The organism is Promicromonospora iranensis (genome assembly GCF_028994775.1).
GTDB lineage: Bacteria > Actinomycetota > Actinomycetes > Actinomycetales > Cellulomonadaceae > Promicromonospora > Promicromonospora iranensis_A.
Genome location: NZ_JAJQMN010000020.1, coordinates 1 through 11,837, shown reverse-complemented (window position 1 = coordinate 11,837; position 11,837 = coordinate 1). Strand labels below are relative to the sequence as shown.

Genomic DNA, 11,837 nt, shown 5'->3' with positions numbered 1-11,837 from the left:
GGCCTCGTCGCATCTGTGGACGCCGTCTCGTCGCGACCTTAGTCTCGGCCCATGACCAGGGTCGAGACTCAGGAACCGGCCGAAGCGGCGCAGGTGCCGACGGTAGTCAGGCGCCGTGGGCGCTGGGTACCCGTCACGCTGGTCGTGGCCCTGCTGGTCGGCGTCGCCGCATGGCAGGGCCTCGCGCGGGTCGGACGGATCGACACCGGCTTCGCCACGCTGGCCGAACGCGGCCTCGTTCTTCCTGACTGCATCCCGCAGGACGGGTACTGGACGTCGTTCGCCACGGACGAGGACGTCGTCGTGGCGCACACGGTGCGCAACCCGTCCCCATGGCCCGTCACGGTCATCAGCGCCGACCCCGAGGTCTACCGGTTCCAGCCGCTGAGCGCGGACCCGGCACTGGACACCGCGTTCGGGGCCAGCCCCCCAGGCGGCCTCCCGGAGGAAACCCGGAGCTCCGTCGTCGTTCCCCCGGACCGTTCGGTGGTGATGTGGATCCACAACCCGCAGGGCGACATCATCCGTGGTTCGACCGTCCAGTACAGCTTTGACAGCGCGCCTCTGCGGATCCGTTCTCTCGGTGTCGAGCGCGAGGTCCACATGCCGTATCGGGGGACGCTCTATGTGGGGGGCAGTGCGCGGGACAGCGCGGAGCTCGGCAAGGCCCTGGAAGAAGCCTGCTCGGCCTGACCGTTCGGGCCTGGTGGATCGACCGGCTCAGCTCGACGCGCGTGGTGCGCGGAGCCGGGGGCGCAGCCCGTTTCATCCAGTCTTTTTGCAGCGGCAGGCGGGCCGAGAACCTAACCTCGGCCCATGACGAGTGTCGAGGCAGCGAAACCGGCTGGGGCCGCTGAGGCGAAGAGAGTATGGGTTCGGCGAGCCGGCTGGATCGTGGGTGCCGCAGTGGTCGTGGCCTTGATTGCAGGTGTCGTGGCCTGGCAGGTAGCCGCACGCACGGCGCGCGTGGAGCGAGGTGCGTCCAGCAGCAGCGGGGCTGGTGCGACACTTCCGGACTGCCTCCCCGGCGACAGCATCTGGGCGATGTTCGGCGCGGAAGAGGACGCCGTGGTGGTGCAGACGGTGCGCAATCCGTCGCGGTGGCCCGTCACGGTGATCAGCACGGATCCGGATGTGTACCGGTTCGAGCCCATGGCCGACGATTGGCGGGGCGACTATACGTTTGTCAGCGACCCCGCTGAGGGCGCACCAGACCGCGGCGACACCTCCGACCGAGTAGTCATTCCGCCGGACCGCGAGGCGACGATGTGGATCATCAACCCCCAGGGCGATCTATCGATAAGCCCCGGTGTGTGGCACCTCTATGAGGGTACGTTCGTCACCGTTCGTGCTCTCGGGGTCGAGCGTGAGCTCTACCTGCCGTTTCGGGGGGCCGTGTCGGTCGGCGGGCGGGAATCTACGACCACCAGGCTCGATCGCGCCCTGCAGGCGGCTTGCGAGGCCTGAACGGGCCCGAGCTGCGGCTGCCGAGTTTCAGCCCGCTGGGCTCTGTCAGGTTGCCCCCGGAGCGAAACGACCGATCAACAGGTCCAGCCGTTGCTGGTGCGCCTCGGCCGGAAGGCGACCGCTGCGCTCCAGCATGGCGAGGCCGTGCAGGCTCGCCCAGAAGGTCTCGGTGAGGAGGCCGGTGTCGTCGTCCCCGGCCAGCGGCTGGACGGCCTGGAGCAGCTGGTCGAACCCTTCGCGCAGATAGGCGGGGCCCTCGGGGCTCGCGAACGTCAGGTCGACGGCGTGGGTGAACATCGCGTCGTAGAGCGCGGGGCGCTTCGTGGCGAAGCTCGTGTAGGCCGCCGCGACTGAGGCGAGGGCCTCGCGGGTCCCGCGGACGGCGGTCCGGGCAGCGCGCATCTCGACCGCCAGCTCCTCGAAGCCCTGGACGGCGACCGCCGTCATGATGGCGGCCTTGCCCTTGAAGTGGCTGTACAGGACGGGCTGGCTGTATTCGATCTCGGCGGCGAGCCGCCTGGTCGTGACCGCCTCCCACCCCTCCGTCTCCGCCAGCTCCCGGGCTGCCGCGACGATCAGCCGCTCACGCTGCTCCCGCTCACGCTCTCGGCGCGTCTGAATCGTCATGCCCAGATTCTAGCGCTGCTAGGTGAACTGCTCCTGCTCTGCTAGCGTCGCTACATCATCTATCGTCGCTAGCATGGAGCCTTCATGACCGTCGTCGCTTACACCCTCGCCGTCGTCCTCGACCTGTTCGTCCTGTACATCGGAGCACGGTTCCTGCTCCGGCCCTACCCCTCCGCCGCCGCCTACGGCGTGCCGGCCGCACACGATCAGGCCTACCTCGAGGTCAAGGGGCTGAGGGACTTCACCTTCGGCCTCGCTGGCCTGGCGCTCCTCTTCTTCGCGGGGCCTCTCGCCGCGGCATGGTTGATGCTCGTGGTGGCACTGGTGCCGCTCGGTGACACCCTGATCGTGCTGCGCCACGGCGGCACCAGGGCGGTCGCCTTCGGGATCCACTTCGCCACGGCGGTCGTCGTGCTCATCAGCGCCGGACTGCTCTTCGCGGTCTGACGCGGCTCACCGGGCGGGGCTGTAGCCCTCCAGCGCCTGCACCCAAGGGCTGATCCGGAGCGCGGCGCCGTCCAGCACGTCGAGGCCGCCGCGTGACTCCGGGCGTCCCGAGACCGGCACCTCGACGGCGGCGGTCCCGGGCTGCGGCACCACGCGGAGCGTCGTCGTGAGGTCGGGGTCGTTCGCCGTCGACATGGCGCCCCACTCGACCGCTGCCGATGCTGTCTCCCCGGGCGGGACGACCAGCCGGCCCGGCACCACGCCTGGTGCGTAGAGCTCGATCGACACGTCGTCCTGGCCGCGACCGGCACCGTTCAGGGGCGTCACTCCCGGCACCGCCTCGAGGGCGCACGCGTTTCCCGCGACGTTGCGCGCGGTGAGCAGACCGTAGCGGTGCCCGGTCGCGGCGTCGGACCCGGCCCAGGCGATGCGCAGGTCGTCATCCGTGCAGGCCGGCGCCGCGTCGTCGTCCGGCCAGGCCTTGGTCCCGGCCGGGAGCGGGACGGTGTGCGGTGCGTGGGCGGTGGGAACGGCGCCCGAGACCCAGCCGGTGGCCTCGGTGTACTCCGCGTCCAGGACCGTGTAGGCCAGCGGATGGTCGGCGGTCGCGAAGCGCCGGGCCTCGAGCCAGGACCGCAGGTCGGCGAGGCTCTGCGCGCCGGGCGCGGCGTCGGACTGGATGGTGAGCGGCTGGCCGGCGACGTAGGCGGCGTTCCGGACGTCCGGTCGGCCTGCCGCTGCGACCACGAGCCGGACGGCGGCCAGGTCGGGCGGACGCGACGCGGACTCATAGCGGATCCCGGGCGCCTCGAGGTCGGCACCGCGGTCCAGCTCGATGGCCTTCCGTGCCAGGGTGACGAGGTCGTCCGCGGAGGACGCCACGACGGACGCCCAAGCCGTGGGCGGATCCTCCGCCCCGGAGGTGACGCCGAGGCTCACGCTCTCGGCGCCGGTGGCGCGCAGCTCGTAGCCGTACTCGGTGGCCTCGGCCACTCTCTCGGGCTCGGCGTCGTCTTCCGCCCGGACGCTGAGCCAGGGCTGACCTGCCGTGAAGTTCTCGGACGGCTCGGATCCGGCGAAGAACTCCGCTGACACGGTGACGTTCTCGAGGGGGTCCACGCGTTCCGCCCCGGCCGCCAGCAGGCGGTGCGCCTCGCCGACGGCGTCCCCGGCTGCCGCGGGGTCGAGCGACTCAGCCAGCTCGACCCTGGCGTCGACACTGCTCGGCGGAGTTTCTTCCTGCTGGCCGAAGTTCCCCTGGACGGGACCGCTCACCGTCGTCCTGGTGACCTCGACGCCGACGACGCCGTCAAGCTCGCGTACCTCATCGGCCGCGGACCGGATCTCGGCCGGCGGTCGTTCAGCGCTCGGGGTGCACCCGACGAGCGTGAGGGCGGCCGCGGCGGCGAGCACGAGGATCCGGGGGAGTGGTGGCACCGGGGAATCGTCCCACCGCGGATCAGCCGACGAAGCCCTCCAGCTCCGCTGTCGACACCTTCCTCCGAGACCTGATCAGTTCCTCCACACGCTCCATCTGCTCCCACACGTTCACCGCCATGCCGGCCGCCACCTGCCCCTCGACGCGCCAGAACGCCACGAACTCGCGGGAGCCGGTGTCTCCGGAGATCACCACGTCGTCGTATCCGGCCTCGACGTCCACCCAGCCCGTGTACTCCATGCCGACGTCGTACTGGTCGCTGTAGAAGTACGGCAGCTTGTCGTACTGGTCCGGGGCGCCGAGCATGGCGCGACCCGCGTGCGCGCCGGTCTCCTGGGCGATGGCCCAGTGCTCGACGCGGAGCGGGCGGCCGTAGTGGGGGGACGGGACGCTTGCCACGTCGCCCCCGGCGAACACGTCGGGGTGCGACGTCGCCAGCGTGCCGTCCACGACGACGCCCCCGCCCTGCGACGCGGGCCGGAGGTCCAGGCCCGCGGCCTCGGCGAGACCGACGTTCGGCGCGGCGCCCACGCCGATCACCACGACGTCGGCTCCGATGCGCCTGCCGTCCGTGAGGTCGACGCCGGTGACGCGGCCGTCGGCACCCAGGATTCGCATGACCGAGGCGTTGCGCAGCAGATGTACCTCGTGCTCGGCGTGGACGCCCGCGTAGAAGTCGCTCATCTCGGGCCCGAGCACCCGCCCGAGCGGGTGTGAACCACGACCCACCACCGTGACGTCCAGGCCGAGGGACCGTGCGGACGCGGCCACCTCGAGCCCGATCCACCCGTCGCCGATCACGACGAGCCGCCCCACGCCCTCCAGGGATGCCTCGAGCAGCGTGCTGGAGATGCGATCGGAGTCGTCGATGGTGCGGAGGTAGTGCACGCCGGCGAGGTCCGTACCGGGCTGGTCCAGTGTTCGCGGCGTGGACCCGGGGGCGAGGAGTGCCTTCGCGAAGGTGAGCGTGCCGCCGTCGGACAGGGTCAGGTGGTGCCTGGTCAGGTCCAGCCCGACGACCGTCTCGTTGGTTCGGACGGTGACGTCGTGCTCGCGGTACCAGGCTTCGTCCAGCGGAAAGGCGACGTCGCGCTCCGCTTCCCCGCGCAGGTAGTCCTTGCTCAGCGGAGGACGCTCGTACGGGTGATGGGGCTCGGCCGTAACGACCACCAGGTCGCCGTCGTATCCACCGGCACGCAGCGCTTCTGCGGCGCGGGCTGTCGTCAGCCCGCCGCCGACGAGGACGTACGGATCCATCGGATGCCTCCCGTGCTGGGTTGGCTCTCCAGTCTTGCACCGGAGAGAGGGGCAGGCACGAGCGTCCGGAGGCGGTCGGCTCAGCGGATATCCGCCCAGGCGAGGTCGGTCCGGGGCCGCCGGTTCGAGGACCGGCGCCGCCCCCGCGGGCGGTAGGCGATCGTCTCGCTGCGCCGCGGGGCACAGCGCCCGACGTCGTACCGACTGCGCGGGGTGTGCCCGGCACGGGGACCGGTCATGCCCGTCGCCGGTGTCCAGGCGGGCGGTCCCTCACGACCCGGTTCGGGAGGCGCGGGCGCGGCGATGACGGACTTGTGCCCCGGTGCGGTGTCGTGGATCGGCTGCGGTGGCTCAGGCGCCACGAAGACAGACTTGTGCCCCGTCGGTGTGACCGTCTCCACGCCGTGGCGGCCGTTGATCTCGGTGGGCTTCTGCCGCCACCCTGGTGCCTGCTTGGCGTGGTTGCAGCGCACGCAAACGCCTTGGCCGTTGTCCAGGCTGGTCTCGCCGCCCTCGGCGTGCGGGGTGACGTGGTCGATGTGCCGTACCGGGGCGTCGCACCACGACGTGGCACAGATGCCCTGCTCACGAGCACGCAGCAGGTCCGCCAGCCCTTGCGGGTGGAACCGTGCCTTCGACGTGGTGGCCAGCAACCGCCCGTTCGGGTCGACGTAGATCGAGCGGAGCCATGCGGCGTCGGCGTCGATCCCGTGCGCGGCCAGGTGCCGGGCCACCGGGGCAGGGACGACGCCCGCGCCCACGGACATCCCCTCTATGACCACACCGGGCTCATCACCACCGGTCAGCAGCGTCTGGTCGGAGACCAGCAGGTTGAGCGTGACCGGGACGTCATCGGCATGACCTGGCTCGCGGCTGGTGACTCGTTCGATCAGGGTGTCGGCCATGATCTGCCCGGTCCCGCGCTCGTCGCCGGTCGCCTTGGCTGCTTCGGCGTGCTTCTTCAGCTGCGCGTACGCCTGGACGCCTTGTTGCATGGGTACCAGTGCGGTCAGGTACACCATCAGGTCCGGTGCGGGACGGACCGAGACGCACCGCTCACCGGCCGCCTTCGCGTTCCGCTTCACACACGCGTGCACGTCCAGCTGGCCCGCGAGCTCCTTGATCCGCGCGACAAGCCGGCGGGTGCCTGTCCCCGCCAGTGCTGGCAGGTTCGCGGGCCCGCAGATCTGCTCATCGATCTGAGCGCGATGCTCCGCCGTCAGGTGCGAGGTCTCCCGGACCAACAGGGTCGCGCGCCACTGCGAGAGCGCTCCGGTGCGGAGCGCGTGGAACGTGTGGGGCATGCCAGTCAGCCATACCCGCGCCGTGCCCAGGAACGCTGATCCGGCGTGCGGGCTCTGCTGCATCGCTGGCCCGACCTGGTTCGGCACGGCCCGACCCCGCCGCTCAGCACGGACCCCATGTTCGGCCTCGGCGGCCTTCGTGGCTTCCTCCACTGCTACGGCCAATCGAGCCTGAGCGGCGGTCGCGGTGTTCTTCAGGGCTTCGAGTTCCGCGAGCAGATCGATCCATTGTGCTTGAACCCCGTCGGCCGGTGCGGAAGCCGTGTCGGAGGTGCCTGGAAGGATCATGTCCGCGAGCTGCTCGCGCACAGCTCGCAGCGCCGACGGGCGGAGCGCAGCGCCGTCCACGCCGAGCGGCGCCGACGGAGGAGAGCCGTCGGGCGTCCGTCGTGATCGACCACTGGTTCGCGTCATGGCACCAACGTATCCGACAGGTGTTCGATGTGCGCGCTGGACGAATGTCCTCTGCCGACGGCAGAACCGCCGCCGACGGCAGTCGGTGGTCGGCCCCTCAGCTGCGGGCCGGCGCCTGTCGATTCGGCCGCGGGCGTGAAGCCTGACTGGTGAAGGGCGCCGCCGGTGCGGACAGGCAACGAAAAAGGCCCTCCGACACAGCATTTCTGCTGGTCAGAGGGCCTTTTTCATGGTCGGGGTGACAGGATTTGAACCTGCGACCTCTTCGTCCCGAACGAAGCGCGCTACCAAGCTGCGCCACACCCCGATGGAGTCCACCGCACGACAGGCACGAAGCCTTTCCGCGGAAGCCTGCTCAGAATAGCCGACGCAGGGCCCGGAACGGAAACCGAATCCACAGTGGGTCCGATCACGCTCGTTCCGGGCCGCTGCGGGGCGTTACGTCAGCTCGACGACGAGTTCCAGCTCGACCGGTGAGTCCAGCGGAAGAACTGCCACGCCGACGGCGGATCGGGCGTGCAGGCCGGCGTCGCCGAAGATCTCGCCGAGCACCGTGCTGGCACCGTTGATGACCGCGGGCTGGCCGGTGAACGACGGGTCGCTCGCGACGAACCCGACGACCTTCACGATCCGGGAGATCGCATCGAGCGAGCCCGTGACCGACCGGACCGCTGCCAGGGCGTTGAGTGCGCAGGCGCGCGCGTAGGCCGCGGCGTCGTCGGGAGAGACAAGACCCTCGCCCTCGCCCACCTTGCCGGTCGCCGGCAGGGCGCCGTCGACGAAGGGCAGCTGCCCCGAGGTGTAGATGTAGCGGCCGGTCTGCACAGCCGGCACGTATGCCGCGACCGGAGCCGCTACCTCAGGGAGGGTGATGCCCAGCTCGGCGAGGCGCTTCTCGTGGGTCATGCGTCACCGCCCGCCGGCCGCTTCAGGTAAGCGACGAGACCGGTGCCGTCGGGTCCGGGGACCACCTGCACGAGCTCCCAGCCGTCCGAGCCCCACTGATCGAGGATCGCCTTGGTGTTGTGAATGAGGAGGGGGATCGTCGCGTACTCCCACTTCGTTGCCATGGCGACGATGCTAGCCCGCGATCGGCGACGGCGATTCCCCACGAGACCTGCACACGGGTGGCTCCAGTTTCGGCGCGCCCGGTCAGGTACAGCCCGTAACCTGGGCTCATGGCCATGGCGAACCCTCGCGAGCCGCGCCGGATCACCCGGACCATTCCCGCCGCGCAGCTCATCGGACTCCTTCTCGCATTCGTGCTCACCGCTGGTGCTGGTGGCGTGATCGCGGCCGGGCTCGTGATCCCGCTGGCGTCGGGCGTGAACACCGCCGTCGACACCGGCGTCGAGGTCTTCGAGGAGGTGCCGGCCGAGCTGGTTCCGGGTCCGCTGTCGGAGCAGTCCCAGATCTATGCGAGCGACGGCAAGACGAAGCTGGCCACGTTCTACGCGCAGAACCGCATCGTCGTGCCGCTCGACAAGGTGTCGGACAACATGAAGAACGCCGTCATCTCCATCGAGGACGAGCGCTTCTACACGCACGGTGGCGTGGACCCCGAGGGCATCTCGCGCGCCGCGGTCAAGAACTTCGGTGGCGGCGACATGCAGGGCGCCTCGACGCTCACGCAGCAGTACGTGAAGAACGTCCTGATCGAGGAGGCCGACCGGTCGGGTGACACCTTCGGCATCCTGGAGGCTCGCGAGGACTCGCTGACGCGCAAGCTGCGCGAGGCGAAGCTCGCGATCGCCCTCGAGAAGGAGATGTCCAAGGACGAGATCCTGCAGGGCTACCTCAACATCGCGCAGTTCGGCCGAAGCGTCTACGGCGTCGAGACGGCCGCGCGGCACTACTTCAACAAGTCGTCGAGCGACCTGTCGGTGGTCGAGGCGGCGACGATCGCCGGCATCACCAAGGCGCCGGGCCAGTTCGACCCGGTGGAGAACCCGGAGAGGGCCAGGGAACGTCGTGACCTCGTCGTCGGCAAGATGTGGCAGCTGGGCTACATCTCGACCGAGGAGCGGGACGAGGCGCTGGCGACGAAGCTGTCGGACAGCCTTGACGTCCAGCCCCTGGACGTCGGATGTGACTCCGCGAAGGGCGCAGCGTTCTTCTGCGACTACGTCATCAAGGAGGTCATGGCCAGTCCCGAGTTCGGAGAGACCAGGGATGACCGCTCAGATCTCCTGTACCGCGGTGGACTGAAGATCGTCACGACGTTGGACATCAAGATGCAGCGCGCCGCCGAAAAGACGATCACGAATGCCGTCCCGGCAGACGACCCGAGTCAGCTCGAGGCTGCGATCACCTCGGTCGAGCCTGGGACGGGCAAGATCCTGGCGATGGCGCAGAACATCCCCTATGACTCGGGTGCAGAACCGGCCCCCCGGCACACCTCGTTGAACTACTCCGCTGACAACGCACACGGAGGGTCCCGCGGGTTCCAGCTCGGGTCGAACTTCAAGCCGTACGTTCTCGCGGAGTGGCTGCGTTCCGGCCGCCAGCTGTATGACCCGATCAGCGCCAGCTCGTATTCCGCACCCGTTTCGTCTTTCCAGGTGCAACCCTGCAAGCAGAGCCTGGGCGGTGATGTTTGGAATGTTGGAAACGTTGAAGGCTCGACTAGTGGGATGACCAACATCATGACGGGAACGTTCCAGTCGCTGAACACCGTCTACGCCCGCATGTCGCACGAACTGAACCTGTGCAATGTAGCCAACACAGCATGGGACGCCGGCTTCCGGCCGACCACGTCGACCGATCCGTCGCCCCGGCTCATCGACGTCCCCAAGAAGTCGGACATTGACGTCTTCGCACCGATGACGCTGGGCACCCAGTCGACGACGCCGGTCTACATGGCTGCCTCGTACGCGACGTTCGCCAGCGGTGGTACCTACTGCGAGCCGGTCGCGATCCTTGAGGTGTACGAGCGGGATGGCAAGAAGATGAAGGTGCCCGGGAGCGAGTGCAAGCAGACCATCGAGCCCAACGTGGCGAACACTGTCGCTTTCGCCATGAGCAAGGTCTTCGGATCGACAGGCACGGCCTGGAAGCTCGACGGCGGCCTCAACGATGGTCGCCCCGTGGCCGGCAAGACCGGTACGACGAACGGCGCGTACCAGAGCTGGTTCACGGGGTACACGCCGAATCTCTCGACCTCCGTCTGGGTCGGGGAGGCGAACGGTGACTTCGAGCACTTCAACTTTTACGTGAAGGGTCAGTTCTACGACGCTCTCTACGGTGGCGAGATTGCTGCGCCGACGTGGAAGACGTACATGGACCAGGCCGTGGCCGATCTGCCAATCAAGAACTTCGGCCCTGCGGACCCGAACCTCGTCGGTAAGGCTCCGTCCCCGAAGTCCAACAACAACAACAACGACGACGGCGGCTCCGGTGGCGGCGGCTCGGACGACGATGAGGGTGGCGACTCCGGTGACAACGGCGGCGGTGGCGACTCCGGCAACGGGAACGGGAACGGCAACGGCGGCGGTAACGGGAACGGCAACGGCGGCAACAACGGGAACGACTGATCTCTATGGGGACGCTGGGTAACGTCGGCAAGGCGCTCGGGATAGCCGGGGGCGTCGTCGCCGCCGGACTCGCGTACGCGCACGTGGAGACCAAGCTCTTCCGTGTGCGGCGGGTCACCATGCCTGTGCTGCCACCGGGGCAGCGCCCGATCCGGGTGCTCCACGTCTCGGATCTGCACCTGACGCCGAGTCAGCGCACCAAGCAGGCCTGGGTGCAGTCGCTCGCCGCGCTCGAACCCGACCTGGTGATCAACACGGGCGACAACTTCGGCCACACCCAGGCGCTGGCTCCGCTGCTCGATGTCCTCGGCCAGCTGATGGACGTGCCCGGCGCGTTCGTCATGGGTTCGAACGACTACTACGCACCGACGTTCAAGAACCCGGCCCGGTACCTCCTCCCCGACGCTCGCGTCCAGCGTGAGGACAAGGTTCCGCTGCCCACGGAGTCGCTCACCAAGGCGTTCACCGAAGCCGGCTGGGTGGACCTCGACAACAGCCGCGGGCTGGTGGAGCTGCGCGACGGTCGCACCGTCGGGCTGGTCGGCATGGACGACCCCCACCTCGACCGGGACGTCATGCCGGAGCCGGGCCGCGTGCCGGGCGAGGAGGACGCGGTGCTGCGCCTCGGCGTCGTGCACGCGCCGTACCAGCGGGTGCTGAACCAGCTGAAGGCTGACGGCGTCGACGCGATCATCGCCGGCCACACGCACGGCGGGCAGCTCTGCCTGCCGTTCTACGGGGCGCTCGTGACCAACTGCGACCTGGACCGGACCCGTGCGTCCGGCCTGCACGGGTGGCCCGGAGCCCGGCCCGACCGCGAGGGTGGCGAGGGCTCGACGTGGCTCCACGTGTCCGCAGGCGCCGGCACATCGCCCTACGCGCAGGTGCGCTTCGCGTGCCGCCCTGAGGCGACGCTGATGACGCTGACGGCGCGGGTGGCCTAGCTGTGATGTCCAGGGAGGTTGTTCAGTCGGCTGATGGGTGGTTGGTTGCCGATCGCTGAGTGGGTGCGGTGGTGGTTGTAGAAGTGGAGCCAGCCCGGTAGTTCGGTGCGGCGTTCGGCCTCGGAGTGGTAGTGCCGGGCGTAGGCCCATCCGTCGGCCAGGGTGCGGTGGAATCGTTCGATCTTGCCGTTGGTCTGAGGTCGGTAGGGGCGGGTCCGTTTGGGCTTGATCCCGAGCTGGTCGCACGCATCTCGCCAGGCGTGGGACCGGTAGGCCGACCCGTTGCTGGACAGCACTCGCTGGACGCTCACGCCGCGTTCGGCCAGCCAGGCCACTGCCCGGTGCAGGACCCCGACTGCGGTATCGGCCTTCTCATCTGCGTGGATCTCGACGTAGGCCACTCGGG

At 69.2% G+C, this 11,837-nt stretch carries 12 protein-coding genes and 1 tRNA gene; 5 read left to right on the top strand and 8 right to left on the bottom strand.

The window, feature by feature from the left end:
• Positions 1-51: 51 nt before the first annotated feature.
• Together LUU90_RS24870 and LUU90_RS24865 are read left to right on the top strand one after the other, a co-directional pair.
• The gene (locus LUU90_RS24870; RefSeq protein WP_275006854.1) at positions 52-693 is read left to right on the top strand and encodes a hypothetical protein; all 642 of its coding nucleotides are present in this window, start codon (positions 52-54) and stop codon (positions 691-693) included.
• Between the two features lie 123 nt (positions 694-816).
• The gene (locus LUU90_RS24865) at positions 817-1,467 is read left to right on the top strand and encodes a hypothetical protein (protein ID WP_275006853.1); all 651 of its coding nucleotides are present in this window, start codon (positions 817-819) and stop codon (positions 1,465-1,467) included.
• Positions 1,468-1,512: 45 nt separating this feature from the next.
• Here LUU90_RS24865 and LUU90_RS24860 read toward each other — a convergent pair whose 3' ends face one another.
• The gene (locus tag LUU90_RS24860; RefSeq protein WP_275006851.1) at positions 1,513-2,094 is read right to left on the bottom strand and encodes a TetR/AcrR family transcriptional regulator; all 582 of its coding nucleotides are present in this window, start codon (positions 2,092-2,094) and stop codon (positions 1,513-1,515) included.
• Positions 2,095-2,178: 84 nt separating this feature from the next.
• On the opposite strand from LUU90_RS24860, the gene LUU90_RS24855 reads away from it, so the two are divergent.
• Complete coding sequence (locus LUU90_RS24855; RefSeq protein WP_275006849.1) at positions 2,179-2,541, top strand: DUF4267 domain-containing protein; 363 nt, start codon at positions 2,179-2,181, stop codon at positions 2,539-2,541.
• Positions 2,542-2,547: 6 nt separating this feature from the next.
• Here LUU90_RS24855 and LUU90_RS24850 read toward each other — a convergent pair whose 3' ends face one another.
• The 6 genes from LUU90_RS24850 to LUU90_RS24825 form a co-directional block, all read right to left on the bottom strand.
• Positions 2,548-3,978, bottom strand: a complete 1,431-nt coding sequence (locus tag LUU90_RS24850) for a DUF4232 domain-containing protein (RefSeq protein WP_275006847.1) — start codon at positions 3,976-3,978, stop codon at positions 2,548-2,550.
• 22 nt (positions 3,979-4,000) lie between these two features.
• Positions 4,001-5,236 (bottom strand): NAD(P)/FAD-dependent oxidoreductase, encoded by a 1,236-nt coding sequence (locus LUU90_RS24845; protein ID WP_275006845.1) that lies wholly within the window; start codon positions 5,234-5,236, stop codon positions 4,001-4,003.
• A gap of 80 nt (positions 5,237-5,316) precedes the next feature.
• On the bottom strand, positions 5,317-6,540 hold the full coding sequence (locus tag LUU90_RS24840; protein WP_425596297.1) for an HNH endonuclease: 1,224 nt from the start codon (positions 6,538-6,540) through the stop codon (positions 5,317-5,319).
• Positions 6,541-7,184: 644 nt separating this feature from the next.
• Positions 7,185-7,261: transfer RNA gene (locus LUU90_RS24835), tRNA-Pro, on the bottom strand.
• 131 nt (positions 7,262-7,392) lie between these two features.
• Complete coding sequence (locus LUU90_RS24830) at positions 7,393-7,860, bottom strand: RidA family protein (protein ID WP_275006843.1); 468 nt, start codon at positions 7,858-7,860, stop codon at positions 7,393-7,395.
• Positions 7,857-8,024 carry a DUF4177 domain-containing protein gene (locus tag LUU90_RS24825; RefSeq protein WP_253870720.1) on the bottom strand — a complete coding sequence of 56 codons (168 nt, stop codon included), beginning with the start codon at positions 8,022-8,024 and terminating at the stop codon, positions 7,857-7,859. The genes LUU90_RS24830 and LUU90_RS24825 overlap by 4 nt, the downstream gene beginning before the upstream one ends.
• A 108-nt stretch (positions 8,025-8,132) precedes the next feature.
• Here LUU90_RS24825 and LUU90_RS24820 point away from each other — a divergent pair, with 108 nt between their 5' ends.
• A complete protein-coding gene (locus LUU90_RS24820; protein ID WP_275006842.1) occupies positions 8,133-10,487 on the top strand; it encodes a transglycosylase domain-containing protein in 2,355 nt (784 codons plus the stop codon).
• A gap of 5 nt (positions 10,488-10,492) precedes the next feature.
• Entirely contained in the window at positions 10,493-11,431 is a 939-nt protein-coding gene (locus LUU90_RS24815; RefSeq protein ID WP_275006841.1) for a metallophosphoesterase, read from the top strand.
• On the opposite strand, the gene LUU90_RS24810 is transcribed toward LUU90_RS24815, so the two are convergent.
• Positions 11,428-11,837: integrase core domain-containing protein (locus LUU90_RS24810; RefSeq protein WP_275006840.1), on the bottom strand; the 410-nt coding region annotated here is incomplete at its 5' end. The two genes, LUU90_RS24815 and LUU90_RS24810, sit on opposite strands and share 4 nt — an antisense overlap.